28 protein-coding genes are annotated in these 26533 nt (G+C 63.9%); all 28 read right to left on the minus strand.

Translation table 11 applies throughout. From position 1 onward, the window contains the following. Positions 1–588 (minus strand): hypothetical protein (locus K7W42_RS09815; protein ID WP_224574334.1); only part of this gene is annotated, 588 nt, incomplete at its 3' end. Then, positions 576–785, minus strand: coding sequence for an excalibur calcium-binding domain-containing protein (locus K7W42_RS23255; protein WP_224574491.1), 210 nt, complete (start codon positions 783–785; stop codon positions 576–578). The genes K7W42_RS23255 and K7W42_RS09815, both read right to left, overlap by 13 nt. Next, the gene (locus tag K7W42_RS09825; RefSeq protein WP_224574336.1) at positions 782–2365 is read right to left on the minus strand and encodes a TerD family protein; all 1584 of its coding nucleotides are present in this window, start codon (positions 2363–2365) and stop codon (positions 782–784) included. The genes K7W42_RS23255 and K7W42_RS09825 overlap by 4 nt, the downstream gene beginning before the upstream one ends. A 228-nt stretch (positions 2366–2593) precedes the next feature. Then, on the minus strand, positions 2594–3100 hold the full coding sequence (locus K7W42_RS09830; protein ID WP_224574338.1) for an integrase core domain-containing protein: 507 nt from the start codon (positions 3098–3100) through the stop codon (positions 2594–2596). Positions 3101–3171: 71 nt separating this feature from the next. Next, positions 3172–3372: a hypothetical protein gene (locus K7W42_RS09835; protein WP_224574340.1), complete on the minus strand. Its 201-nt coding sequence runs from the start codon at positions 3370–3372 to the stop codon at positions 3172–3174. A 93-nt stretch (positions 3373–3465) separates the two neighbouring features. Continuing rightward, positions 3466–3636, minus strand: a complete 171-nt coding sequence (locus tag K7W42_RS09840) for a transposase (RefSeq protein ID WP_224574492.1) — start codon at positions 3634–3636, stop codon at positions 3466–3468. 189 nt (positions 3637–3825) lie between these two features. Next, positions 3826–4221, minus strand: a complete 396-nt coding sequence (locus K7W42_RS09845) for a GlcG/HbpS family heme-binding protein (protein ID WP_224574342.1) — start codon at positions 4219–4221, stop codon at positions 3826–3828. Positions 4222–4392: 171 nt separating this feature from the next. Then, the gene (locus tag K7W42_RS09850; RefSeq protein ID WP_224574344.1) at positions 4393–4818 is read right to left on the minus strand and encodes a hypothetical protein; all 426 of its coding nucleotides are present in this window, start codon (positions 4816–4818) and stop codon (positions 4393–4395) included. A 79-nt stretch (positions 4819–4897) separates the two neighbouring features. After that, entirely contained in the window at positions 4898–5842 is a 945-nt protein-coding gene (locus tag K7W42_RS09855; RefSeq protein ID WP_224574347.1) for a phosphotransferase enzyme family protein, read from the minus strand. Between the two features lie 90 nt (positions 5843–5932). Then, complete coding sequence (locus K7W42_RS09860; RefSeq protein WP_224574349.1) at positions 5933–6550, minus strand: hypothetical protein; 618 nt, start codon at positions 6548–6550, stop codon at positions 5933–5935. A 583-nt stretch (positions 6551–7133) separates the two neighbouring features. Continuing rightward, on the minus strand, positions 7134–8591 hold the full coding sequence (locus K7W42_RS09865; protein ID WP_224574351.1) for an NADH-quinone oxidoreductase subunit N: 1458 nt from the start codon (positions 8589–8591) through the stop codon (positions 7134–7136). Position 8592: 1 nt separating this feature from the next. After that, complete coding sequence (locus K7W42_RS09870; protein WP_439648690.1) at positions 8593–10038, minus strand: NADH-quinone oxidoreductase subunit M; 1446 nt, start codon at positions 10036–10038, stop codon at positions 8593–8595. Further along, a complete protein-coding gene (gene nuoL / locus K7W42_RS09875) occupies positions 10035–11954 on the minus strand; it encodes an NADH-quinone oxidoreductase subunit L (protein ID WP_224574352.1) in 1920 nt (639 codons plus the stop codon). Before nuoL ends, K7W42_RS09870 begins: the two co-directional genes overlap by 4 nt. A gap of 8 nt (positions 11955–11962) precedes the next feature. Further along, the gene (gene nuoK / locus K7W42_RS09880; RefSeq protein ID WP_157457741.1) at positions 11963–12265 is read right to left on the minus strand and encodes an NADH-quinone oxidoreductase subunit NuoK; all 303 of its coding nucleotides are present in this window, start codon (positions 12263–12265) and stop codon (positions 11963–11965) included. Next, complete coding sequence (locus tag K7W42_RS09885) at positions 12265–12894, minus strand: NADH-quinone oxidoreductase subunit J family protein (protein WP_224574353.1); 630 nt, start codon at positions 12892–12894, stop codon at positions 12265–12267. The genes nuoK and K7W42_RS09885 overlap by 1 nt, the downstream gene beginning before the upstream one ends. A gap of 136 nt (positions 12895–13030) precedes the next feature. Next, on the minus strand, positions 13031–13567 hold the full coding sequence (gene nuoI / locus K7W42_RS09890) for an NADH-quinone oxidoreductase subunit NuoI (protein ID WP_224574354.1): 537 nt from the start codon (positions 13565–13567) through the stop codon (positions 13031–13033). Between the two features lie 159 nt (positions 13568–13726). Next, positions 13727–14884, minus strand: coding sequence for an NADH-quinone oxidoreductase subunit NuoH (gene nuoH, locus K7W42_RS09895; protein ID WP_224574355.1), 1158 nt, complete (start codon positions 14882–14884; stop codon positions 13727–13729). Further along, on the minus strand, positions 14884–17055 hold the full coding sequence (gene nuoG, locus K7W42_RS09900; RefSeq protein WP_224574356.1) for an NADH-quinone oxidoreductase subunit NuoG: 2172 nt from the start codon (positions 17053–17055) through the stop codon (positions 14884–14886). The genes nuoH and nuoG overlap by 1 nt, the downstream gene beginning before the upstream one ends. An 87-nt stretch (positions 17056–17142) precedes the next feature. Further along, complete coding sequence (gene nuoF / locus K7W42_RS09905; protein WP_224574357.1) at positions 17143–18486, minus strand: NADH-quinone oxidoreductase subunit NuoF; 1344 nt, start codon at positions 18484–18486, stop codon at positions 17143–17145. Next, positions 18483–19088 (minus strand): NADH-quinone oxidoreductase subunit NuoE, encoded by a 606-nt coding sequence (gene nuoE, locus K7W42_RS09910; RefSeq protein WP_224574358.1) that lies wholly within the window; start codon positions 19086–19088, stop codon positions 18483–18485. The genes nuoF and nuoE overlap by 4 nt, the downstream gene beginning before the upstream one ends. A 1-nt stretch (position 19089) precedes the next feature. Beyond that, on the minus strand, positions 19090–19590 hold the full coding sequence (locus tag K7W42_RS09915; protein ID WP_224574359.1) for a DinB family protein: 501 nt from the start codon (positions 19588–19590) through the stop codon (positions 19090–19092). Then, the gene (gene nuoD, locus K7W42_RS09920; protein WP_224574493.1) at positions 19587–20819 is read right to left on the minus strand and encodes an NADH dehydrogenase (quinone) subunit D; all 1233 of its coding nucleotides are present in this window, start codon (positions 20817–20819) and stop codon (positions 19587–19589) included. The genes K7W42_RS09915 and nuoD overlap by 4 nt, the downstream gene beginning before the upstream one ends. A gap of 121 nt (positions 20820–20940) precedes the next feature. After that, positions 20941–21642 carry an NADH-quinone oxidoreductase subunit C gene (locus K7W42_RS09925; RefSeq protein WP_369411338.1) on the minus strand — a complete coding sequence of 234 codons (702 nt, stop codon included), beginning with the start codon at positions 21640–21642 and terminating at the stop codon, positions 20941–20943. After that, the gene (locus K7W42_RS09930; protein ID WP_224574360.1) at positions 21630–22166 is read right to left on the minus strand and encodes a NuoB/complex I 20 kDa subunit family protein; all 537 of its coding nucleotides are present in this window, start codon (positions 22164–22166) and stop codon (positions 21630–21632) included. The genes K7W42_RS09925 and K7W42_RS09930 overlap by 13 nt, the downstream gene beginning before the upstream one ends. Before the next feature lie 106 nt (positions 22167–22272). Beyond that, complete coding sequence (locus tag K7W42_RS09935; RefSeq protein WP_157457749.1) at positions 22273–22608, minus strand: NADH-quinone oxidoreductase subunit A; 336 nt, start codon at positions 22606–22608, stop codon at positions 22273–22275. A gap of 491 nt (positions 22609–23099) precedes the next feature. Then, on the minus strand, positions 23100–24248 hold the full coding sequence (locus tag K7W42_RS09940; RefSeq protein WP_224574361.1) for an ATP-binding protein: 1149 nt from the start codon (positions 24246–24248) through the stop codon (positions 23100–23102). Between the two features lie 159 nt (positions 24249–24407). Beyond that, the gene (locus tag K7W42_RS09945; protein ID WP_224574362.1) at positions 24408–25274 is read right to left on the minus strand and encodes a carbohydrate ABC transporter permease; all 867 of its coding nucleotides are present in this window, start codon (positions 25272–25274) and stop codon (positions 24408–24410) included. After that, positions 25271–26395: a carbohydrate ABC transporter permease gene (locus K7W42_RS09950; RefSeq protein ID WP_224574363.1), complete on the minus strand. Its 1125-nt coding sequence runs from the start codon at positions 26393–26395 to the stop codon at positions 25271–25273. The genes K7W42_RS09945 and K7W42_RS09950 overlap by 4 nt, the downstream gene beginning before the upstream one ends. Positions 26396–26533: the final 138 nt, after the last annotated feature.

Below are 26533 nucleotides of genomic sequence, written 5' to 3' on the forward strand. Positions count from 1 at the left end.
GAGTCCTTTGTCAGCCCGGTCGAGTGTCTTGGTGATCCAATTCGCTGTCCCTATTGGGACGTTTAAGGGCTCCCCCCTCGTTTCACTTGGCTCAATGGCTTTAGCTGCTTTCAACAAGGCCTCAGCTGTAGATAGAGTCAGATTGACCTTATCCACTTGAGTCCCTACGAGGATCAAGCCTCCCCCCAAAGCGAAGACCAACAAGAGACTCAGCGACTTTATCCAGTCAGCAGGATCCGTGGTATAGAACGCGACCCCTGCGAGGGCGAGGGTCGCCAGCGTGCCGCCTGAAGCTCCCATACGTGTCCAAAAGAGACGATCTCTTGTCGCCCTGAGTTTCAAAAACTCGGCAGCAACATCAGCAGACGCCTTTGAAAAAGCCGGATGCCAGGCCAAATCATGTGTACAAGCTTGAAAGAGGGCGTTGCCCTCCCGAAGCGTTTCCTTCTTCAGAACCGGCAGGCAATGGGCTGCGAGATCCAGCGCCGCATCGAGGAGCAGACTGCCGGCATCTGTGTTGTCCTGAAGGCTCGTGCGCCCGTCAGGACTGTTGGCTTGATCCTGCTGCCTGATGGTCACCGTTCGCACGCCAGCCTATCCCTATCCCGGTCCAGCCGAGGGTGATACGCCGGGCGCCCTCTCTTGCTGTTCCAGTACCCGGCCGCAGCAACCGCTTTGCAGCTTTTGAACCCGCCCGCAGGGATGGGGTCAGCGGAAGCGACGGAAAGAAAAGGCAGCTTTTTCACAGGTTGCCTCTTGATGGACCAGAGACGCAGTCTGCTCATATCCGGTTCGATTTGGCGAGATTGCACCGCCGGCACAGGAGCTGCAGATTGTTCGCCGTATTCGCTCCGCCAAGGCTGTGGGGAATCACATGGTCGAACTCCAGGTAATTGCTGTCGCCACACTGCACGCACTTGCCCTGATCGCGCTGCCAGACTTCCAGCTTCACATGTTGCGGAATCGAACGGCTGGCCCGCTCGGTCTGCGGCATCAGCAGGAGGCGTTTATTGATCCGCACAAGAGCATCCAGCGTCGCCCCCAGCAGTACCGGCTGCTGCACATGGTGGTACGAGCCGTTTCCCTTCTTGACCCCCAGCGATAGATTCACGCCGTCAGGCAGTTCTTCAATCATCAGCACCTTGCCGTACTGGATATTCCAGCCACCTTCCGACGCGCTGCTGAAGTGAATCTGGCGGCTCGTGACGGTCAGTCGTCCTGGGATATCGCGGATTCGGGTGGCCGTGACTTGGCGGTAAGTGGCTGTACATTCGAAATGGGCGATCTCGCCCGCCTCAAGAAAGAGACTGCTGTGAATGGTTGGCAGGTGGCCCGCCCGGATGCTGGTGGCCTGCTTCAGTTCCGACAGTTCCTGGCGCAGATGCTGCACCATTGTGTGAGGGACTTCTAGCAGGTGAACCAGTGAATTGAACGTCCCCTCTTCTTCAGGCGTGATCGTGCCGTCTGACCGCGCCAGAGCGAACATACGTTCCAGCAGACGGAGGGCGTCAGACCGCACAAATTCCAGAGCCTGACGCGCACTCAAGCGCTCCTGGTCAATGACACTCTGCAGGTCAGTCCATTCGTGGTACTCCATGACGCTGTCTGCGCAGGCGGCCACAAACCGAGTGCGAAAGCGGCGAAGGCCTTCCTCTATCTGCCGGCGACAGTGCGCGCAGAGCCCCTGGCCATCAAGACGGTTCATCAGGGTGCTGTTTGCCCGGCAGCGCCGGCAGCTCTGGCCAGACGGCGCACTGAGGGGCGCGGAGCGTAAAGGCGCCCAGTCCTGCATGGAAGGCACGGTCGGGTGCTGGGCAGATGAGGGGGATGGGGGGACAGGTAAGGGGGGCTCGTCCAGCACCACACCTCCAAGTGATTCCAGCAGTGCCTGGAGCCCACCATTGAACCCCTGACCCACCGCCGCCACGCGCCACTGTCCCTGATGGCGGTACAGCTCCAGCAGCATGACAGCGCGCTCTGCCTGGAACATGTTGCCTTTGACTGCAAAGTCTGCACGCACACCGGCAGCGTCGCCCAAGCGCACCAGGCCGTCACCTAAAGCGGAGAAGTTCTGATGATCAGAAGTGGCCACCAGCAAGAGCCGATGAATCCCAAGTGGCAAACGGGAGAAATCAATCCGAACTAAGGCCCGTTGCAGGTCCAGTGTCAGGGATTTTTCGGGACTGCTCGGCTGGTTATAGAACACGAAGTAGCGGTCATCCGAGAGGTGGCGCTGTTCATCAAGGCCGAAGAGGCTGATGTCCGCATCCGTCATGCCGGGCAACTGAACATTCAGGAAGACAGACTGTTCAGTGGTCAGCGATATCAGTGGCAGCCGCTGGCCGCGCTGAAGGGAGTTAGCCATTCACGCCTTCACATGCACAGCGCTGAACTTTTTCAAGGTTGTGGTTGACGGAAATGACGATGCCCTTGCTGACTTTGCCCATGCTGATTGCTGTGCCTCCCAGAGACGAGAATGCCCTCTCTCGTTTGTCCCTCTGTTATGCGACGCCAGGCATGACGGAGCTATAACTGAAGGCGACAGAGCTTCCTGAGCGTGGAGTGAACGCAATCAAGCGGACCGCGGGGCAAGTCACGTCTGGGCGGCAGTGTAGCGGGCGGCGAACTCGGCGGGTGGGACGTAGCCCAGGCTGGCGTGCAGTCGGCGGCGGTTGTCGAGGTCCGCAATACACCAATTCATGTGCCGCCGGGCGTCGTTCAGATCGACGTACTCTTGCAGATCGACCTCCCCGGTCTTCAGGGTCTTGTCGAAGCTCTCCATCTTGGCGTTGTCATAGGGATTGTCCGTTCTAGACATGCTTGGCGTGATGCCCGCAGACCACAGGCGGTCCACGTAGACCCGGCTCGCGTCTTGCACACCCTGGTCCGAGTGACGCAGCAAGCCTGGGGCAGGACAACGCGCGGCCAGCACGCAGGCCAGGTAGACGAAGCCCTGCTGAATCCGCACAGACGTCAGATCGGCTTGCCACACCTGATCTGGTCGCACTGGAATGACCTCGCGCAGGAGGTTGGGAAAGCGCTTCTCGTTGTGGCGGGAATTTGTCGTCGCCCGGAAGCGGCGCTTCGGGCAGCACAACAAGCGGCGTTCCCGCATCACCGGTTAGCTGGACGGCCTCGTCGTGCCAGCTCGCGGGTCACGTGCAGATACCCCTACCCGATGAACGCCTCCACCACCGCCTCGATGTCATCGACCAGCGCCTGATCGGGGTCCACCTCCTCCCGGTGCTGCTGTTCGTAGAACCATGAGCGGCTGACCCCATGCAGTTCACACAAGCGACGCACCGACACCTCAGCATGCGCGGCGCGCGCATCCTCGATCAGTTGGTGCCTGCGTTCGAGCGGTACGTCCATAGCGACTTTTCAGGATCGTGTTCTCCAGCGACAACTGCCCGCAGAACCGCTCTATCTCGGCAATCCGCTGTTCTAGCGACTGGTCGGGTTTGGCTAATCGGTGAAGGCCGCTTCCCCTCGGGCTTCGACTTCCTTGCGCCAGCGGTGAATCAGGCCAGGCGAGAGGGCGTATTCCCGGCAAAGCTGGGCGGTCGTTTGTTGACCCCCATTGACCTGGTTCACGATATCGAGTTTGAACTCACGGCTGTGGGTGCGTCCGGGCAGAGGGGCTCCTTCGGTGCCGACTGCCTTGCCTCCTGGTCCGCTCCTGGGGGGTCATTCCACACCTCTCCTCCCCCTCAGCTCTAACAGGTAGAGCCGCACGCCTCTTCAGGTCGCGGTGAATACAGGCAGAGTGAAGGCGCCCAAGAAAAAGCCCCCACGGGTGTGGGGACAGAGAGAGCCGAAGGCCGGTTAGAAGGCTGCGGCGCCAGCTTCCGCGACGGTCTGGTCCTGTTCCCCCGTGCCGCCACTGACGCCAATAGCACCCACGACCTCACCGTCACGCTTGAGGGGAACGCCACCCGCGAAAATCATGACGCGCCCACCGTTCGAGGCGTGAATGCCGAAGAACTGGCCACCCGACTGACTTTCGGCCGCAAGGTCTTTGGTCGAGATGTCAAAGGCCCGCGCGGTGAACGCTTTGTTGATAGAAATGTCGATGCTGCCAATCCAGGCTTTGTCCATACGGACATGGGCGACCAGATTGCCACCACTGTCCACCACAGCGACGTTCATGGGCTGGCCAATCTCTTCGGCTTTCTGTTCGGCGGCGGCGATCACTTGGCGGGCGTCAGCAAGGGTCAACATAAGGCTCCTTTGGAAACGGGGACGACAGGAAAAGTAGAAACGAGGCGTCCCTGCGCAGCATAGGCAACAGGCGCCTGACCTGCCCTGAGCAACAGTTCACCCTGAGGTCTCAGCAGGCGTGGTACTTGAGCTGAAGCTGGCCCCTCGCACACCACCAACGTGGCTAAGGGGTTAGGTGTGAGGGATGAACCCCAGGGCCTCACGGGGCGGGCGAAGAAACAGGCCCCGGTAGGTGACATCGACGAAGCCATGCTCCTGGGACAGCACGCCCCCAGACTCAAGCAGCATCAGGAGAGGTTCATAGGGCTCGTCACAGAAGGCCGGAACCAGCCACCGCTTGCCCAGGATGTCTTTGACCAGGGCAAACTGGAGCATCCACAGGGCGAGCCTTTGAATCAGCGGCGAAACCGCGAGGGATTGAACGAAGTCCAGATGAGATGCGGGACTGCCCAGTGTCGGCAGGATGATCCCGGCTACGTTGAAAAAAGGCCAGTGGGGCGGCCGCGCCAGAACAGCGAACCATGAGGCCCGCCGCAGGTACTCCCGGAAAAGCAGGACGTGGAAGTCAGGATCAGTGGGCTCGGCCTGCCAGTCCACCTGCTGGAGCCGGGCCAGGGTGGCGTTGACGTGAGAGTGGGCTTCGGGTTTGTGCCTGAGGCTGTGCATTCGCCGCTGCTCAGGTAAGGGCAAAGGGCTGGGGCAACGTAAGCAGTTCAAGCCAGACCTCACGGGCAGCCTCATCCTGCCAGCCATCCCCCACCTGCGAGAGTTGCCACAGCGCTTCATCCATCCAGGCGCACAGCAGCACGTCCGGCCACATCTGGTGCTCCAGCGGGGTCAGGTCGATGTGCTGGCTGTAGCCGCGCAGGAAGGTGGCCCACTGGGCCGGGGTCATCAGCTGCGCCGGGCCGCTGTGGAGGCTGGGGTCCAGGTGAAACGAGAGGGCCGTCAGCGCAAGGTCGTACACACGCGGCATCCGCGCGGCGTTGTCTGGGTCAACTAGCACCGGCTCACCAGACGGCAGGTAGACGAGATTGGCCGCCTTATGGTCCCAGCTGCAATTGACCATCGGCAGGGGCTGGCTGACGGCGCGTGGGAGGGCCCCGGTCAAATACTGGATCTGCCGCTCAGCCAGCAGGGCGGCGGGCCTGGCCGTGCTGAGCTGGGCCCTGGCCAGGCCCTCAAGGACCTCGTCGCTCAGGGCCTGGAGGTCGCTGGCCGTAAAGGCGCGCACGGCCGCCAGGTGTGGCAGGTCAAACGTCTGATCTGGCCCCGCCGCGTGAATCTGTCCCAAAAGAGCGCCAGCCCTCTCTAGGTCCTGGTCCAGCCCCTGATAGCGCCGGCCCTCAACGAAGGGGTACAGCACCCAGCGGGAGGAGTCGCCGGCGCCCTCTGGCAGGAGGACAGTTGGGCCAGGGAGGGGGGCAAGAACCTGGACACCGGCCTGGGCGAGGGCCTGACTCCAGGCGGCGATTCCCGGCGCGTGGTTCAGACTGGTCCGTTTGAGGACAGCCCGGCAGTCAATCAGCTGGAGGGCCCAGACATCGGCGTGGGCGCTGAGCCGCACCGCCTGGGTGTGAGGAGGAAGATCAAATTGCGCCAGCAGGGGGGCAAGGTTCATGGGGCCACGGTAGCGGCCACAGCGTGACGGCCGGATGACGGCGACAGGGGTAGGCCTGCTCAGGCCTTTGACGGCCTCTCAGGGTTGTCTTTAGCGCACTTTCCAGGCCTGAGCAACAGCTGCCGCTCCCGCTGGATCGAAGGCCTGAAGTTCACGTCGGTTGCGGGGCGTGGTGGGACGCGCAGCAAAGTAAGCCAGAGTCAGCTCGGCAAAGTATTCCTCTGACCGGCTCATGGCATAAGCGTCAAATTCGGCGTCGGTGTAGTGGCCTGTCTTCCGGGCCTCTTGAAAGGCCGCCAGGACAGCAGGGTGACGAAAGCCGTGGGCGCGGTCATCGTAGGCGTGCGTCAGTTCGTGCAGCAGGAGGTTGTACTGGCCATGCAAAGCAATTAGGCCCTGAGGGTCAACCAGCACAATATCGCCGCGTTGCGCAGTCTGACTCCGAAGGCGGACGTACCAGGCCTGGGGTGCCAATCCCCCCGGCTCAACCCTGGGGTCAATCCACACTCTCACGCGCCGCAGTTGGCTGTGGCTCTGGGCCGGCAGGACGCGGAGGGCTTCTTGCAACTGCTCCTCAACCCGCCAGAGCAGGCGGTCTTGCAACGCCGGGTCGGCCCGCAGAGCAGGCGCCAGAAGAACCGTGAACCCAGCCAGGGTCTGGCCCTGAACCTCGGCGAGGTCCGTCGGAGCAGAGAGGGTGTCACCCACCGTGCAGGCTGAACACAGAAGACCCAGACAAAAAAGCAAAATGCGCATGACTCCAGAGGTTTACGCTCTCGGCTGATCCAGCGTTCCGTCTGGATTCACCTGACTGAAGATTTCGGAGCTATGGAAGGAGAGCAGCGACGCGGCCGGCGGCTTGTGCGCCGGAGGCTGGAACACAGTTCAAACAATTGGCGCCGCGTTCAAGAAGCTGACTGCTACCCAAGGCTCATGCATCCTGATGCCCAAACCTCTGTTAAGCCCTGCACATCTGGAGCGCACACCGCTTTTTCTTCCGGTGCCCAACCCGTCTGAATGGCAGGAAGCTGCAAGCGAGGAAACGATAGCCTGCCATACACCTATGCGGCGTACACACACCCCAGGTATCCATGCAGCAGTAGGGCAGTTCAGCAGCGTCGCCGACCAAGCGCATGGCTCGCCTCGTTGGCTCGCCTGCCCACTTCAATCTGATTGAAGACGTGCCCCAGACCAGGAGCTACAGGATTTTTCTGATGTCCTGGCATGAGAGAGGCGCCGCCAGGTCTTCCCAGCGACGCCCTCACTTCCTCTTTGCTTGAGCCCAGGGTGCTTACCGCCCAGCCAGTAAGCTCCAGATCCCCGGATTGGCCACCCAGCCGTACCACAGGTTAGGCAGCAGGCCCAGCACCGTCACGCCGCCGACGCCCAGCGCCACGGCGAAAGTGGTGGGTGGACGCTGGCCATGAGCGTATTCGCGCGCAGGCGTGCGGTCGGGCATGAACATCAGCATGGCGGGGCGCAGGTAATACACCAGCGCCGCCACACTGGTCAGGGCAGCCAGGACGCTCAGCCAGACGTAGCCGTTCTGGAATGCGGCCTGAAACACCAGATACTTCCCGAAAAATCCCGCAAACGGCGGCAACCCCGCCAGCGAGGCCAGGCAGATGGCCAGCGCCACCGCGTAGCCAGGGTGCCGGTAGTAGAGGCCACGCATGTCGTTGTTCTCAAAACCCGCTTCGCTGCGCTGCAGGGCCGCCACGATGGCCAGGGCGGCGGCCGTCATCAGGGTGTAAATCAGCAGGTAATAGGTGAGGGCCGCGCCGCCCGCCTGGGGCGTGCCCAGGAGGGCCATCGCCAGAAAGCCGGTGTGGGCCACCGCCGAATACGCCAGCATCCGCTTGAAGTTACCCTGCCGCAGCGCCGCAAAGTTGCCGATAATGAGTGTGGCCGCAATCAGGATCTGCAGGACCGAGTGCCAGCCCGGCGCGTCGGCCAGAGCGCCCGAGAACACCCGCAGCATGCCGGCAAAAGCGGCCACCTTGACCACCGTGCTGAGAAAGAGGCTGACACTGGTGGGCGCGCCGCCGTAGACATCGGGCGTCCACTGATGGAAGGGCGCCAGCGCCACCTTAAAGCCAAAGCCGCACAGCAGCAGCAGGGCGCCGCCGACCAGAATGCCCACGTTCTCCGGGTTCAGGCCCTGCACCGAGGCGACCCGCGCGGCAATTTCAGCGTAGTTCAGGCTGCCGGTCGCGCCGTACACAAACGCCAGGCCGTAAATCAGCACCGCGCTGCCCGCCGCACCCAGCAGAAAATATTTGAGGCCCGATTCCTCGGCGCGGCGCGAGCCCTGCAGGGTGGCCAGCACGTAGGAACTCAGGCTCATGATTTCCAGGCCGATCAGCATGACCACGAGGTCGCCCGAAAAGGCGATCAGCAGGCAGCCAGTCACGGCGTACATCAACATGGCGTCAAATTCGGGGAAGGACACGCGGGCCCGCCAGGCGGTGTCCAGCGTGACCAGCAGGGTCATCAGGGTGCCGATGAGCAGCACAAAGGCCAGCAGCAGCGCAGCATTGTCGGCCACGAAGCCGCCGCCAAACGCTGTCAGGCCCCGGTTCCACAGCAGGGCCAGGCTGGCGCCCGACAGCAGCAGGGCGCCGATGTTGATAAAGGTCAGGGTAAGCCTCGGCACCCAGAAGCCCAGCAGGGTACTGGCCAGGGCGCCGGCCAGAACGATCAGCACCGGCAGCATGGGGGTCAGGGCCACATCGGGGGGCGTCAGCATGTCAGTTGCCTCCCAGGGCGCTCAGCACCGTGCGCACGGCCGGCTGCATGAGGTTGAGGGCCGGAGTGGAATACACCCCGAATAGGACGAGAACAGCCAGCGGCAGCGCCAGCACCAGCCATTCGGTGTGCACGAGGTCGCGCACCGTCACCGCACCCCGGGGCCGCGCCTGCCAGAATGTTGTCTGAAAGGCCGTCAGGGCGTAGGCAGCGGCGGCAATCGTTGTGATCCCCGCAATGAAGGTCAGCCACGGCGAGACCTGATAGGCGCCCAGCAAAATCGAGAACTCGCCGATAAAGCCCGCCAGCCCCGGCACGGCAATGGACGCGAACCACAGGGCCATCGTGAGGCCGCTCAGGGCGCCGGCCTGCGTCATGACACCGCCTACGCGGGTCTCCAGGCTGCCAATCCGCTCCTGCACCATGCCCACCGAGAGAAACAGGGCGCCGGTGTACAGGTTCTGGAAGGCCAGCAGGTACATCGCGCCGATGACGGCGGTTTCGTTCAGCGAGAACACACCCAGACCCACAAAACCCATGTGCGAGAGGCCCGCGTAGGCCAGCAGGCGTTTCCAGTCGGTCTGCCGAAAGGCAATCCAGGCTGCGTACAGCGCGGTGAACGCCGCTAGGCCCATCAGAATGGGGCGCAGTTCCAGGCTGGCGTCGGGGAACAGGGGAATGGCGAAGGTAAAGAGGCCATAGCCGCCCACCTTGTACAGGGTGCCCATCACGTCCGGCACGCCCGAGTCGTGATTCTGCTCGTGAAAGTCCGGCAGCCAGGCATGCAGCGGCCACAGCGGCAGCTTGACCGCCATCGCCGCCAGAAAGCCCAGATACAGCCAGGTCTGCGCCGGGCCAGTCACCAGGTGGGCCTTTAGGTCCGTCATGGCGAAGGTAGGGCTGCCGCCCAGGGCCTTGACCCCGATGATGCTCACCAGCATCAGCAGGCTGCCAAACAGGGTGTAGGCCGCGAACTTGACCAGCGCCCGCATGCGCCCAGCCTTGCCGTACATGGCGAGCATCAGCAGAGCAGGAATCAGGGCGTCTTCAAAGAACACGTAGAACAGCAGCAGGTCCTGCGCGGCGAAAATGCCGATCAGGCCCGTTTCCATCGCCAGGATGAGGGACAGCATGGGACCCGGATTGGGAATGCGCCGCGCCGTATACAGGATGGCGATAAAGGACATGAACGCCGTGACCAGCGCCAGCGCGAGGCTGACCCCGCTCAGCTGCACCGAGTAGGTGATGCCCAGCGGCGGAATCCAGTCCCAGCGGAACAGCTCCGAGCCGCCGCCGCGCCAGATGGCCAGGCCCGCGCCCAGGGTCAGCGCAGCGATAAAGCCCGCGACCTCATCCCGGAAGGTCTTCGGCACGACCAGCAGCAGCAGACTGCCCAGCACCGGCAGAAAAATCATGAGGGTCGGCAGCCAGTCGGTCAGCGTGTTCATGCGCCACTTCCAATGGTTTTCAGGGCCCAGTAGCCGATAATCAGGGCGGTGCCCAGCAGCATAGAGACGGCGTAGGCGCGCACAAAGCCGCTTTGCCACAGGGTGAACAGGCCGCCTGGCCCACTGGCGTTGCGCGCCACGCCGCCCAGGGCACCGTCCGTGCCCCGGTCCACGGTGTCCAGCGCCCCGGCAATGGCCCGGCTGGGGTTCCCCACGAGGTTGTCGTACACGGTGTCCAGGTACAGGGCGCGGGTGCTGGTCTCGCCCAGCGGTCCGTCCGCGAGGCTGCCCCGGCGGTGTTCAAGGAATGCCCAGACCAGACCAATCACGCCGGCCGCCACCGCCAGCGCGGTCAGCAGCCATTCGGTGCTTGCAGCGATCTCATGGCCGTGGCTGGGAATGGCGCGGCCCAGGTAGGTGTCAAAGGCGTGCCCGCCCCCCAGGAACGAGGGGATGTTCAGAAAGCCGCCCAGCGTGGCCAGCGCCGCCAGAATGCCCAGCGGCACCTTGGTCAGCAGGTCGGCCTCGTGCGGGTGGCCGTGGCCCCGGTATGCGCCGCGCCACACCAGGAAGTACCAGCGGCCCATGTAGAAGGCGGTCAGCAGCGCCACGCCCAGGCCAATGACGTACAGGCCAGGGTTGGCCTCGTAAGCGGCGGCCAGAATGGCGTCCTTGGAAAAGAAGCCGCTCCAGATGGGAATGCCCGCAATCGCCAGCACGCCCGCCACCGAAACGAGGTGGGTAAAGGGCATGAATTTGTGCAGCCCGCCCATGCGCCGCACATCCTGCTCCTCGTGCAGCGCGTGAATGACGGCCCCCGCCGCCAGGAACAGCAGCGCCTTGAAAAAAGCGTGGGTGAGCAGGTGAAACACGCCCGCCGCGTACGAGCCCAGCCCTACTGCCATAAACATGTAGCCCAGCTGCGAGACCGTGGAAAACGCCAGAATCTTCTTGATGTCGTGCTGGTTGAGGGCTGATAGGGCGCCATACAGGGCCGTGAGGCCCCCCACCCAGGCCACCCACAGTGAGGCGTTCGGGGCCAGCTCATAGAGGAAGTGGCTGCGCGCCACCAGGTACACGCCCGCCGTGACCATCGTGGCCGCGTGAATAAGAGCAGAGACCGGCGTGGGGCCTGCCATCGCGTCCGGCAGCCAGGTGGTCAGGGGCAGCTGCCCGCTCTTGCCCACCGCGCCCACCAGTAGGAACAGGCACGCCAGTTCGATGCCAGCGGCGGCCACCTGCGCGCCCCCCTCTACCCGCTCGGCCAGTTCGGGGATAGAGAGGGTGCCGTACAACTTAAACAGCAGGAACATCCCGAGCATGAAGCCCAGGTCGCCAATCCGGTTCATGATGAAGGCCTTGCGCGCCGCGTTGGAGTTCGCCACGCCCTCGCGGTCGCTGGCTTCGCGGACCTCCTGATTTGAGGCCTCACTGTTGCGGCCATTAAACCAGAAGCCGATGAGCAGGTAACTCGCCATCCCCACGCCTTCCCAGCCCACGAACATCAGGGGGTAGGAATCGGCCAGCACCAGAATCAGCATCATGGCCACGAAGAAATTCAGGAATGCAAAGAAACGCGTGAACTTGGGGTCGTGGCTCATGTACGACAGCGAGTAGACGTGAATCAGAAAGCCGACGCCCGTGATGATCAGGGCCATCAGCGCCGAGAGCTGGTCATACCAGAAGCCCACCGAGAGGTTGGCGTTCAGCGCCATGTTGGGCAGCCAGGCCCACAACGTTTCGTGGGCGGGGGCGTCCCCCTGGCCCAGAAAGCGCAGCACGGCGACGACAAACGCCGCGAACACCGCGCCGGTGGCGAGCAGCCCGCCGGTCTTCGCCGGGAAGAGGCGCGGCAGGCACATGAGCAGCGCGAACGAGAGCAGGGGAATCAGCGGCAGGAGATAGAGGGCAGGCACAGGTGCACTCAACCTTTCAGGGCGGCGAGGTCGTCCACGTTGGTGGTCTCGCGCTTGCGGAAGATGGCGACGATGATCGCCAGGCCAATCGCCACCTCGGCGGCGGCCAGGGTCATCACGATAAAGACGGCGGTTTGCCCGGTGGGGTCGCCCCACGAACGCGCAAACGCCACCAGCGCGAGGTTGGCGGCGTTGAGCATCAGTTCCACCGAGAGAAAGACCATGATGGCCGTGCGCCGGGTCAGCACCCCAATCATGCCCAGGGCAAACAGGATGCCCGACAGGGCCACGTAAGAACTGGTCGGCACCATTACGCGCTCACCTCGCCTTCGCGCCCCGTTTGTAGGGCCGGCTGCCCAGCCGCACGCGGGCCAAAAGAGCGCTGCTCCTGAGCCGTGCCCACTGGGGCTTCTAATTCGTCTGGCACGCCGTCAGGCTGCGCGGCGGGGCGCTGCACCAGGGCCACCGCCCCCACGATGGCGACCAGCAGCAGAATGCTGACCGCCTCAAAGGGCAGCAGAAAGCGGGTCAGCAGCGTCTCCCCCATCTTCAGGGCCGATCCGCCCTCCAGCGCCGCCGCACTGTCGGCCAGTGGGCGCGGGTCTTTGTAAGTGAAGGCCAGCACCACGAAAGCGCCGGCCAGCACGGTCCCGCCGATGCCCGCCAGTTCGCGCACAAACGGCACCGGGTCGCGGCTGGTTACGGGCTGGTTGGCGTTCAGCAGCATGATGACGAACAGGAACAGCACCATCACAGCCCCCGCGTACACGATGACCTGCGTGGCCGCCAGAAACGAAGCGTTCAGGGTGGCGAACAGCCCCGCCACACACAGCAGCGTACCGACCAACCCTAGCGCGGCGTGCACCGCGTTCTTGGCCGCAATGGTGATGATGCCGCCGATGATGGTCAGCGCCCCCAGGAGGATAAAAGCGAGGATCATAGGGGGCCTTGGGCCACAGGTTGTGGGGAGTGGGGAGTGGGAAGTGGGGAAAGAGGGAGGCGGGAGGCGGTGCACCGTGTCTCAACCGCTCGATTCCTCGACCACTCAACCCTGACGTAGTTCAGACCCTCTGACCTCACTGGTACTTCACCCCTTCCAGTTCCTCGCGCACGGCGCCTTCGAGCTGAAAGCCCAGGCGCACGGGTTTGCCCTTCCGCTCGGCTTCGCGGCGCTGGGGCAGGCTGCCGGTCACGCCGACCAGCATGTCCTCTTTCCCATACACGAAGTCGCGGTAGCGGTAATCGGCCATCTCGAACTCGTTACCCATGACCACGGCGCCCGTGGGGCAGGCTTCCTCGCACATGCCGCAGAAGATGCAGCGCAGCATGTTGATTTCGTAGACCTTGGCATAGCGCTCGCCGGGGCTGACCGGCGCGGCGGGGTCGTTCTCAGCCGCTTCTACGTAAATGGCGTAGGCCGGGCAGGCGGCGGCGCACAGCGAGCAGCCGATGCATTTTTCTAAACCTGTTCCTGGGTGCCGCGTCAGGATGTGCCGGCCCCGGAAGCGGGGTTGCAGCGTGGCGCGCTGTTCGGGGTAGCTGACGGTTACGGGCTTCTGAAACAACTTGCCCAGCGTGATGCCCATGCCTTTGGCAATTTCAAGTACGCCCATGGGAGGCTCCTTTCAGGGGGGATGTGGGGGGTGGGGAGTAGGAAGTGGGAAAAGAGGGAGAAGCGGAATGTGGTGCGTGGTTTCTCAACCTCTCGACCTCTCGACTCCTCAACTTCTGGCCCTCGGCCATCTGCCAGTTGCCATCGGCTCTCCACCCCATCAGTCCCCTCCGGCTGAACTCATCTCGCCTTCCCGGCGCACGGTCGGCTGATTCCACAGCACGCGCACGCGGTCGCTCATGACCAGCAGGGCCGCAAGGGCCGCGAAGCTCAGCACGGCCAGGAACCACAGGCCGCCCTGTCCCCGGAAAGCCAGGAACGCGGCGGTCATCACCGTATTGGCCAGCGCCAGCGGCAGCACCAGCTTCCAGCCAAAGCGCATCAGTTGGTCGTAGCGCAGGCGGGGCAGGGTGGCGCGCACCCAGATAAAGACGAACAGGAAGAAGGCAATCTTGGCAATCAGCCACACCAGCGGCCAGTCGGAGATGCCCGGAATGAGGGCGTTCAGGATCTGCGGCCCCTTCCACCCGCCGAAAAACAGGGTCGCCATCACGGCCGAGGCCGTAATCATGTTCACGTACTCGGCCATCTGAAACAGCGCCCATTTGATGGCGGAGTATTCCGTCAGGTAGCCGGCCACAATTTCCTGCTCGGCTTCCGGCAGGTCAAAGGGGGTGCGGTTAGTTTCCGCAAACGAGGAAATCAGGAACAGAGCAAAGCCCAGCGCCTGAAAGAGGAACAGCACCCCGTTCTGCGCCTGCCAGCCCACGATGCCCTGAAAACTGGTGGTGCCGACCAGCATCAGCAGGCCCAGGATGCTCAGGCCCATGCCCAGTTCGTAGGAAATCATCTGCGCGGAGGACCGCAGGCCACCCAGAATTGGGTATTTGCTGCCCGAGGCCCAGCCGCCCAGAAAGATGCCGTACACGCCCATAGAGGTCAGCGCCAGCAGAGCCAGAATGCCGGTGTCAAGATTGTAGACCCAGGGATTTTCGCCAAACAGGCTGCGGGCGGGTCCCGCAGGCAGCCCACCGAAGGCGGTCAAGGCCATACCAATCGCCACGATGGGCGCCAGGGTGTACACCAACTTGTCGGCCAGCGTGACGTTCAGGTCTTCTTTGAAGATGCTTTTAATGGCGTCGGCGGCGGGCTGCAGCAGGCCCATCGGCCCCACGCGGTTGGGCCCAGGACGCAGCTGCATGCGGCCCAGCAGTCGGCGCTCCACCAGCGTCATGTAGGCGAACGTGGTCAGCAGCCCCAGGACGACCAGCACGGCCTTGAGCAGCGAAATCAGGAGGGTGGCGAGCCAATCAGGCATCAGTCGTCGCCTCCAGGTTGAGGAGCGGTGGGGGCGACCGGCAAGGTCCAGCCGCCCTGGGTGAGGTCTGCAATACGGTCCACCCAGTCTTGGTCGCGGCGCACCATGCGCTCGGTCCACAGGCGCGGGGTGTGGGGCTGAGCCGGCGCCGTGTGGGCGCGGGGCAAGCGGTGAATGACGCCGCCGGCCGGCAGGCTGTCCAGTTTCAGCCCCAGTCGGCTGGCCAGCAGCGTCTGAGCGCCGCGCAGGCCACGCACCGGGGCCTTGACGCCCAGGGCCTCGGCCAGAGCCGTCAGCGTGCGGATAAGGTCGGCAGCTTCTCCGGCCTGAATGGCCGCTGGGTTGAGGGGCAGCAGGCGCCCTTCAAGATTGACGGTGGTGCCACGCTTCTCGTAGTTCGTCACCGCAGGCAACACCACGTCGGCCAACTGGGCAGTGGCGGTCAGGTGGGTGTCGTGCACCACCGTGAAGCCCCGCGCCCGCAGACCCGGATTCAGGCGGCTGATGAAGGCGGCGGGCACCTCACTCAGGCGGTCCAGCCCCAGGCCCCCCGCACGCGGCACGAGATTGAGGGCGCTCAGGCCTCGGCTGTTCGGACCAGCGGGAATGGCCATGACCTTGGCGCCGGTACGGCCCGCGAGGTCGCTCAGTGTTGCCGCGAACGAACCGCTCGCGCCATTCAGGGCGTCAGCGCCCAGAACCAGGACGGGGCGCTCGGCTTTGGTGAGTGCCTCACCGACAGCCTTCAGGGCGTCGGTATCGGGGCGAGTCAGACGGGCCAAGGCGTCGCGGCCATTGGCGCTGATGCGGTGCCCGGCGTGCTCCCACAGACGACTTTCGGCGCCAATGACGGCCAGGCGCTCGGGCTGGCGGGCTGGCCGTTCCACCAGGCGCAGGTCCGCAATAGCCGTGCCGTGGGCAAATTCGGGGGGCAGCAGGCCGCCGCGCAGCATTTCCAGAATCCGCAGTTCCAGCACCGGGGCCTCCTCGCCCAGGTCGGCGCCGATCACGGCCACGAAATCAGCTTGCGCCACGTCGGTCAGGGTGGCCGTGGGGGCAATGTCCACCGCCTGCCGGGGGCTGTGGTCTACATGGCGCGTCTGGAGAACGTCGGCCAGGGCTTCGAGCGCCGCGCCTTCTTCCAGCGTGGCCTCCGAACCCGTAAATAGTCCCAGGTCTGCCAGCGACAGACCCGCCAGCCCCCGGTTAATGGCGGTGATGGCCTCGTCCCAGGTGGCGGGGACCAGTTGCCCGTCCTCGTTGCGAATGAGCGGGGTGGTCAGGCGTTCCTCGCTGGCGAAGGGGTGGCCAAAGCGGCCTGCATCGCAGATCCAGGCCTCGTTCACGTCGCGGTTTTCGCGGGCCACGACCCGTTCCAGGCGGCCGTTGCGGGCGTCGGCGGTAATCGAGCAGCCGACCGAGCAGAGCGTGCAGGTGGTCGGCGTGTGGTCGTATTCCCAGTTGCGGCCCCGGAAGCGCGCCACGTTGTCCAGCAGCGCTCCCACCGGGCAGATGTCGGTGATGTTGCCCTGAAAGCCCAGCGGCAGCCCGCCCTCTTCGGTGTCAATGAATGTGTGTCCGCCGCGCTCAATGAAGTCCAGGACCTCCTGCCCCGGCACTTCCTCGAAGTAGCGCACGCAGCGCTTGCAGTGAATGCAGCGCTCCTGGTCCAGAATCACGAAATCGGAAAGCGGATAGTGCTTGTCGGCGTGGCGGCGGTCAAAGCCAAAGCGGCTGGCGCCGTAGCCGTATTCGAAGGCGCGGTCTTGCAGTTCGCAGGCACCGCCTTTGTCGCAGGTAGGGCAGTCCAGCGGATGATTCAGCAGCGTGAATTCCATCATGCCGGCCTGCGCCTTGGCGACCACCTCGCTGGTCTTGGCGGTGCGGATGTGCATGCCTTCGGTGGCCTGCATGGTGCACGAGGCCATGGGCTTGGGAAACCAGAAGATTTTGGGTTTGGCCGCGTCTCCCTCCCCTTCCATCACGAACGAGCCGTCGGGGTTCTTGCGCGGGCTGCCCGATTCCACCAGGCACATCCGGCAGGCGCCCACCGGCGACAGGTACGGGTGCGCGCAGAAATACGGCACGTCGCCCCCAGCGCCGAACACCGCGTCAATGGCGCTGGTGCCAGCGGGGAGGTCGAGTTCGTGGCCGTCTACGGTAACTTTCATAGGGCCTCCCTTCGGTCGGCGCAGATAGCGGACGGCAGATGGCGAAGGCAGCGTTCTGCGATCTGCCACTTGCCATTTGTACTTGGCTTACTCACTGTCCCTCCAGCGTTTTCTGGGGGCATACATCGCCTGCCCGGTCGTCGCCAGCGCGTCGTATTCCTCGCGGAAGAGCTTGATGCTGCTCAGGACCGGGCCCAGGCAAGCGTCGGCGAGCGCGCAGAACGAGCGCCCGCCGATGTTGTCGGACATATCCAGAATGAGTTGCACGTCACCCGGCTGCCCGCGCCCGGTGGCCAGCTTCTGGTACATGCGCGTCATCCATCCAGAAATTCCCTCGCGGCAGGGCGTGCATTTGCCGCAGGACTCGTGGCCGTAGAAGCGCACCAGATTCCAGGTCGCGTTCACGATGCAGTCGGCCGTCGGAATCAGCGTGACGCCGCCCGTGCCCAGCATGGACCCCGCCGCCGCAATGGCTTCGTAATCCATAGGCGTGTCGAGGATGGCGTCGGTCCAGGGCAGCATGGGGCAGCTGGAGCCGCCAGGAATGATGGCCTTCATCTCTTCGAGGGGACCACCCGCCCAGTCATAGATCAGTTCGCGGAAGGTGGTGCCCAGCGGCAGTTCGTAGACACCGGGCCGCGCCACTGGGCCCGAAATCTGAAACAGCTTCATGCCCTTGCTTTTCTCGGTGCCCATACCTGCGTGCCAGTCGGCGCCGTATTTCAGAATCTGGGTGGCGGCGCAGAAGGTTTCCACATTGTTGATGGTGGTGGGCAGGCCGTACAGGCCGGCGGCGGCGGGGAAGGGGGGCTTGAGGCGCGGGTTAGCGCGCAACCCTTCCAGCGAGTTCATCAGGGCGGTTTCCTCGCCGCAGATGTACGCCCCAGCGCCCCGGTGCAGATACAGCTGGAAATCGAAGCCGCTGCCCAGCACGTTCTGGCCCAGCAGGCCGGCGGCGCGGGCTTCGTGAATGGCGGCCCAGATGCGCTCGGCGGCGTGGACATACTCGCCGCGAATGTAGATGTAGCCCACGCTGGCGCGCATGGCATAGGCGGCAATCAGCATGCCTTCGATCAGCTGGTGCGGGTCCTCGGACAGCAGGTAGCGGTCTTTGAACGACCCCGGCTCGGACTCGTCGGCGTTGCAGACGATGTAGTGCTGGCGGCCATCCTTCAGCGGCATGAACGACCACTTGAGGCCCGTCGCAAATCCGGCGCCACCACGTCCACGCAGGCCGGATTTCTTCACCTCGTCAATCACGGCGTCGGGACCCATCGCAAAGGCGCTCTTGACGGCCTCATAGCCCCCCGCGCGGCGATAGAAGTCCAGCGTCCAGCTCTGGTCCTGCCCCACATAGGCGTAGAGGGTCGGCGCAAACCGGGGGTCTTTGGCGCTGGTGATGGGCTTGGGGGCGGGCTCGGCCACGGTCATACGGTTCCTCCACCCAGCCCAGTCAGGCTGGTGCCGACCGTCTGTCCGTTGGCCATGACCTGCCGCCCCTCGGCGGTGACCGTCACCGGCACCGGGTTGTCCGGCAGCGGCTGACGGTCCGCGCGCAGGTCCGCCAGAATGCGGGCGCATTTGCCGGGGCCCACGTTCTCGTAATAGCCGTCGTCGTTGATCTGCAGCATGGGCGCGGTGCCGCACGAGCCCAGGCACTCCACTTTCTGCACCGAAAAGCGCCCGTCTGGGCTGACCTCGCCCGGCTGCACGTCCAGCGTTTCGACGAGGTGGTCCCACAGTTCGTCCGAGCCCGCCAGCGCGCACATCAGGGTGGAGCAGACCTGAAGGTGATACTTGCCCGTCGGCACCGTGTGGTACGTAGAATAGAAGCTCATGACGCTGCGGACTTCGGTGGCCGTGGTCCCGATGAGGACGGCAATTTCGGCCATCCGCGCCTCGGAGACGAAGCCTTCGGCGTCCTGCACTTCGCGCAGCAGGGGCATGAGTGCGCTGCGGCGCCCCTGCGGTGAATCGGGATAGCGGCTGAAGATGTCGGCCACGAGGGCTGATTTGTCAGCGAAGTAGGTCAACTTAGTCCCTCCATATGGGCCACGTGGCGCGGGCCAACTGGTCCAGTGCTGCTGCCGAGCGGCCCCCTTGCCGGAGCAGGGTGGTGATCTGCCCTCTGTGGTTCGCGTCATGAATCAGCGTCAGAACCAGCAGCTGAGCTGGGTGCGAAGCGAAGTCATGCTGGAAGCTCGGTCCGCCACCAGCGGCGTCCTGTACCGCGTTGAGCACAGCGGCGTCTGCCTCTGCCAACGCACCTTGAAGCTGCTTGGGGCTCAGGGTGACTGGCCAGAAGGGCTGATCGCCCTCTTCGGTCTCTACCGTGATCTGCTCCGCATAGGTGGACCCCACGCGGTGCAGGTAGACTTTCCGCATCCCGAACAAGTGCTCAAGAAGTTGACCCACACTCAGGCCACCCTGGCCATCCGAGAGCTCCAAGTCCTCCTCAGTCAGCGTGTTCAGCAGCGCTTCATTCACGCGGCCGTTGCGGTGAAAGGCTTCGGTGAGCAGTGCCAGGTCACTCACCGGTCTACATCTCCCAGCACCGGATCAATCGTCGCCAGAATCGTAATCAGGTCGGCAAACTGGGCGCCGACGCAGGCGTATTCCAGCGCCTGCAGATTCACGAAGCTCGGCGCACGGATTTTCACGCGGTAAGGCATAGAGCCGCCGTCGCTGACGATGTAATACCCCACTTCGCCGCGCGCACTTTCCACCGGCACATACACCTCGCCGGTCGGCGGATGAAAGCCTTCGGTCACCAGTTTGAAGTGGTGAATCACCGCCTCCATGCTCGTTTCCAGCTCTTGACGTGGGGGCAGCGAAATCTTGCGATTCGGGTCCTTGACGGGGCCCGGTTTCAGGCGTTTCAGGCCCTGCCGCACGATCTTGATGCTTTCGGCGAATTCCAGCAGACGCATGTTGAACCGGGCCAGGCTGTCGCCGTCGGTGCTGGTCACGACGTTAAAGTCGTAGCTTTCATAGCCGCAGTAGGGGTTGTCCTTGCGGTGGTCCAGCGGCACCCCACTGGCGCGCAGGTTGGGCCCGGTCAGGCCCAGGTCCAGAGCGACCTCGGGCGGAATGATGCCCACGCCCTTGGCCCGGTCCAGAAAGATGGGATTTTGCGCGAACAGGGTGGTGTATTCCGCCACGCCCCTTTCCATCTGGTCCAGAAACTTGGCCACGCGACCTGGCCAATCTTCGGGAATATCGCGGCTCAGGCCGCCCACCCGGAAATAGCCCTGGTTCATGCGGTAGCCGGTGGCGGCTTCGAATAGGTCTTGCAGCGCTTCTTTCTCGCGGAACGCGTAGAAGAACGGGGTCAGCGCGCCGAGGTCCAGAAGGCCCGTTCCCACGAAGACGAGGTGACTGTGAATCCGCCCCAGCTCGTGCAGGATGATGCGCACCGTAGTGGCCCGCTCGGGGACCTCGGCCGACAGCAGCTTTTCGACACTCAGGACATAGGCCAACTCGTGCCCGAAGCAGTGCAGATAATCCGTGCGCGGCGCGTAGGTCACGCCCTGCTGGTAGGTCCGGTTCTCGAAGGTCTTTTCAAAGCCTGTGTGCAGGTAGCCCATGTGGGGCGTGACCTTGACCACGTACTCGCCGTCCATGTCCACCACGAGGCGCAGCACGCCGTGGGTGCTGGGGTGCTGTGGCCCCACGTTCAGCGACATGATTTCCGTGTGCATCAGGGCGCCAGATTCGGTGCCCAGGCGCTCCTGGCGGTCACTTTCCTGGTGGTCGGGTCCCATCTGCTCGGGCGGCAGGGTGCCGCCGGGCGTGCGGGCGCCGTGGGTGGGCTTGTCGGTGGTGGTCATACGTCACCTTGGGCGCAGCGAACAGCGCCCGAGCCGGAGGCCAGCGTCCAGCAGCTCATTTCGGCCCACCCTCTGGCATCACGGGCGGCAGGCGGTCTTCGCCGCGTCCGCGCCGCAATTCGCCCCGGTAGCCTGTCAGGCCGGCGTCGCGCCCTGTCAGGCCTGCCCGGAAGGTGGCGGGGTCCAGAAAACGGCCATCGCGGAACAGCGTGGGGCTTTCGCCCAGCGGGAAGTCCTTGCGCAGTGGATGGCCTTCCAGATCGTCCGGCGTCAGTACCTTGCGCAGGTCCGGGTGGCCCACGAACAGGATGCCCACCAGGTCGTACACCTCCCGCTCTAGATAGTTGGCCGCCTTCCAGACCGGAAACAGGCTGTCTATTTCCTCGCCGTCGTCCAGCCACACGCGCAGAAACAGGCGGCGGTGGTCGCGCGGATGGTAGACGTTGTGCAGCACCGCAAAGCGTTTGGGGCGCGGCTCGGTATAGGCGCTGTAATCCAGCCCCACCGTGTCCATCAGCATGAAGCCCCGCTCTTTCAGTGCCTGAGCCACCGCGCGCAGCTGCCCGGCTGGGACAACCGCTGTAGGCTCGGCGGCGTGGTCTTCTTCCAGCCCCAACTCCTGCATCAGTGGCGCCACGTCGCGCGACACGGGGGCAGAGATGGTCACGGCTGCTGGTACGGGCACAGGCAACCGCGTCTGGGACGACTGCACTCCGCCGTCGCGGCCAGTGAATTTCTCGCCCATCACCTTGTCCACGCATCCACCATGGGCAGCTGCTGGCCCAGGCCGTCAAAGGCCTCGCCACGCACCTTCTTCTGCAGCTGCATGACGGCGTAAATCAGGGCTTCGGGCCGGGGCGGACAGCCGGGCACAAAGATGTCCACCGGCACCACGCTGTCCACGTTTTGCACGATGGCGTAGTTGTTGAACATGCCACCACTGCTGGCGCAGGCGCCCATGGAAATCACCCACTTGGGGTCGGGCATCTGGTCGTACACCCGCCGCATGATGGGGGCCATTTTTTTACTCAGGCGCCCCGCCACGATCATCACGTCGGCCTGCCGAGGCGAGGCGCGGAAGACTTCCGACCCGAAGCGCGCCAAGTCGTTGCGCCCGTCGGTGCTGCTCATCATCTCAATGGCGCAGCACGCCAGGCCGAAGGTGGCGGGCCAGAGGCTGTTGCTGCGCCCCCACGCCACCAGTTTCTCCAGGCTGGAAAAGAGAACGCCTTCCGATTCCAGTTCCTGCCAGTCTTTCTCGAACAGCTCTTTTAGGGCCATAACCACGCCTCCCGGCTCGATGAATGACCAATGGCGGCTGCGCTGGTCGCAGGCTCAGGGGCGGCCCTTCGCCCGTCTTGACCAATTGGCGGAGGAGTCCCTGCTCTTAGGCCCATTCCAGCACCTTCTTTTTCAGGATGTACACGTAGCCCACCAGCAGCAGCAGGACAAATGTGATGGCCTCGAAAAAAGCAAACGGAATGAGCTTCTGGTAGGCCACCGCCAGCGGGTAAAAGAACGCCGTCTCAATGTCGAAAACGATGAACAGCATGGCGACCAGGTAGAAGTGCACCGGGAAGCGCTGGCCCGTGCCCACCCCCCCTTCCGGGTCGTTGCCGCTTTCGTAAGCCATAAGCTTGGTGCGGCTGCCCCGGCGTTTGGGGCCAAGAATGGCGCTGGCAATGACGGCGACAATGCCGATGCCGAGCGCAACGAGCAGCATGATGACAAAGTTGGCGTATTCGATAACCGTTCCCCTTTCTGAGACCGTGCCCGTTCCCCACGACCTACTCGTGAAAAATGGCACGAAATACCGGAAAAAAAGAGAGTGCGTCCGAACTCCTCTTGCCTGACTTGTGGTGCACCCCTGTTCTAGCACGTTTTGTCCGGCTGGGGCGCAGATTCACACAGAGTTACGGGTGGTTTTAAACACAGGAAAACCAATCTGTTTACTCTGATTTCGACTGAGCTTTCCCTGATTGGTTGGCTCGGTAATGCGTCTTCATCAAAGGCAAGAGGCGACCCTCAGCGGAGCTTCTACATCTCTCGTGTGTGTCGTCTTTTCATGGTGATGAGGCCCGCAGCTTTGCCAACCAGCACCGCAGGAGGAGTCGCTGCGGCTAGACGGCGGCCTCTCTGAACTGGATAGCGGGCACCTGCCACCAGCCATTCAAAGCACGCCTGCGGCCAGACTGCCTCTTTTTCCTTCCTGACCTACACCAGTTCGGCGAAATCGTCGTCCTCGTTGTCGGCGGCCAGGGGCAGGGTGAAAATAAAGGTCGCGCCCTGCCCGCGCACAGAATCCACCCAGATTTTGCCGCCGTGTTCTTCAACCGCCAGCTTGCAAAAGGCCAGGCCCATGCCGGTGTCAAAGCGCCCGTGCAGGGTCAGGCGGGACTGCTCGAAGGCCGCAAACAGGTTGGGAATGTCGTCTTCGGGGATGCCCTCGCCGTCGTCGCGCACCGTCACCTGCACGGCGTCACTCAGGCCGCGCACCGCGATGGCGATCATGCCGCCCGTCATGGTGTGTTTCAGGGCGTTGCTGATCAGGTTGGCGAGCACGCGGCGCAGAATCTCGGGGTCGGCGCTGGCGGGGCTCAGGTCGTTTTCCACGTCCACGCGGACGTGGCGGTCACGCAGGCCGCTGCCCACATCGCCGCAGGCCAGGTCCACCACCTCGCGGAACATCGGGGTGAACATCAGCTCGCGGCGCAGGTTCATCTTGCCCGCCTGAATCTTGCGCACGTCCAGCATGTTCACCGCGAGGTGCAGCAGGTGCTGGGTCTCATCGCGGGCAACTTTCAGCAGGTCACGGTTGTCCTCGGGCACGCGCGGGTCTTCCTGCACGATTTCCAGCAGGCCCATGACGGCAGCAATCGGGTTTTTCAGGTCATGAACGAGCATGTGTACCAGCTGGTCACGCACCCGCTCCTCGTGTTCCCAGGTGTCCATGCGGCGCTGCAAGGCCGAGACGCGGGCGTGGTGGTCGCGGTACTGCTGAGCGCGGACCAGCAGACTCTGCACCTGCAGGGCAATCGCCTGGGGGGGCGTGGCGTCACTGATCAGGGCGTCCACCCCTGCCGAGAGCATGTCGCCCAGGCCCTGCGACCCCACCGCCAGCCAGTACGTCCCGGCCAGTTCGGCGCGCTGGCGCAGCATGGGCAGCACCTGATGCAGCGGAACGCCGGGCGTGTTGGTGTACAGCAGCGCGACATCGGGCGGCGTCAGGTGCGCTTCTCGCAGCAGCGTTTCGGCGTCCGAGACGTGACGAACAGAGGCGCGGGGCAGCAGCGGCGCCAGGGCCTGCGCCCGCGCCGGTTCGGCACTGACGACGAACACGGTCAGGGTTTCGGAGGTCGTCATGAAGTGGGGTACAGCATAGCGGCCACTGGTCAGGTGGAGTGAAAGAAGATTCACGAGAGCCAAAAAGGCAGCGGGGCGCCGAGCACGCTGCCCGGAACCCCGCCACGCCAGTCAAGACGCTGGTTCTACGTCCGACAAACCACGTCCCATACCTCTCTTTTACCCCTTCACACTGCCCGCCAGCAGCCCGCGCACAAAGTAGCGGCCCAGCAGGATGTACACCAGCAGTGTGGGCAGGGCCGCCAGAATGGCCCCCGCCATGGGCAGGTTCCAGCTGACCGCCTGGCCGCCCGCCAGTTGCGACAGCGCGTAGGTGACGGGCTGCGAGCTGGTGTTCGTCAGCGTGGCTGCAAACAGGAACTCGTTCCAGACCTGCGTGAACTGCCAGATGATGACGACCACGAAGCCCGGAATGCTGATGGGGAAAATGACCCGGCCGTAGATTTGCCAGAAGCCCGCGCCGTCAATGGTGGCGGCTTCGATCAGGGCGTCGGGCACGTCGGCGTAGAAGTTGCGGAAAATCAGGGTCGTGATGGGCAGGCCGTACACCACATGCGCCAGAATCAGACCCCAGATCGAGCCATACAGGCCCAGCGATTTGATGAACTGGAACAGCGGAATCAGAACCGCCTGGTACGGAATGAACATCCCGAACAGCATCAGCGCGAACAGCGTGTTGGCCCCCCGGAACTTCCACTTGCTCAGGGCGTAGCCGTTCAGGCTGCCCAGCAGGGCGCTCAGCAAGGTCGCCACCACCGCCAGAAACACACTGTTGAGCATGTTGCCGCCGATCTTGGTCCAGGCGTCGCTAAAGCTGGCCCAGTTCAGAGTCGTAGGCCAGTGCCAAGTGGTCGCCAGTTCAATCGCCTCGGGGCTCTTCAGTGCCGTGGCAAACAGCAGATACACCGGCACCAGGAAAAACAGGGCGGCCAGCACCAGCAGCGCGTACATCAGCACGCGGCCGGGGCGCAGCGGTTTTCTGGGGGTCGCCGCTGGGGCCACTTTGGTGGGCAGAGTGGTGGTCATGCGTGGCCCTCCTCGGCGCGGAACTGCGAGGTCAGGTAGGGCACAATCACAAACGCCACCAGAATCAGCAGGATGGTCCCAATCGCCGCGCCCAGCGCGAACTGGTTTTGCCGGAAACTGGTCAGGTACATGTTGAGCGCCGGCACGCTGGTGTTGATGTTGTCCGGTCCCGCCATCGCGTACACCAGGTCAAAAATCTTGAGGCTGATATGGCCCAGCACAATCATGGCGCTTAAGGAGATGGGCGCCAGCAGTGGGAAGATGACGTGGCGGTACATGCCCAGGTCGCCGGCACCGTCCACCTTGGCCGCTTCTCGCAGTTCCTCGGGAATGCCGCGCAGGCCAGCCAGATACAGCGCCATCGTGTAGCCGCTCATTTGCCACACGGCCGCAATGATGATGCCGATCAGGGCGAGGTTAAACCCGTGGGGCTCGGGGGCCGGCAACAGTTTGAGGTTCGGGGCCACCAGCAGCGCCCAGCCCAGCAGCAGCGCGGCGCAGACGGCCGCCACCAGCGTGCGGCGGCGGTCACCACTCTGCGCGGCGCGCGCCGCCACCACGATCAGGACCACGGCCACCACACTGGCCGTAATCAGCGGCAGCTTATTCCAGTCAAATTTCCAGATGGCGTCGGTGCTGCTCAGCCAGGGAAAGGTGGCCGGCTGACCCCCAAACAGCGTAGGCGCCTGGTTCACGCCCCCTTGCGGCTGCAGCATCCAGCGCCAGATGGTGCCAGTCACGATAAATGACAGGCTCATGGGAAACAGAAAGATGGTGCGCCACAGCCCTTCACCACGCGGGTTGCGGTCCAGAATCAGCGCCAGGCCTAGGCCCAGGCCCAGGCAGCCCAGGATAAAGAACAGGGTGAAAAACACGGTGCTGACCAGTTCCTGCCGGAAACGGCCCTGCAAGAAGCCAGTAAACAGCTCCTGGTAGTTGGCCAGGCCGATAAACCGGATCACCGGGTCCAGCGCCAGGGCCTGCGCTGGGTCATTGCCCCAGTCGGTCATGCTGACGTACACACTGCGGGCGATAAACCCGTACACGAACACCGCCACCAGAATGATGCTGGGCGCCAGCACCGCCATAGACCACAGGCGGTCTTTACTCAGGCCTTTCATAGGGCCTCCTTTGGGAACATGGATGTGGGCTGTGGGACGGAGAAAAAGCCGTTCCTACAGCCCACAACCCACACCCGACGACTTGCTGTCTTATCCGGATTCCGCTTCGTGGCGGCACAGCCGAGAAGGCACTGTCTG

The sequence above is a fragment of the Deinococcus betulae genome, from assembly GCF_020166395.1.
In the GTDB taxonomy this organism is placed as follows: Bacteria; Deinococcota; Deinococci; order Deinococcales; family Deinococcaceae; genus Deinococcus; species Deinococcus betulae.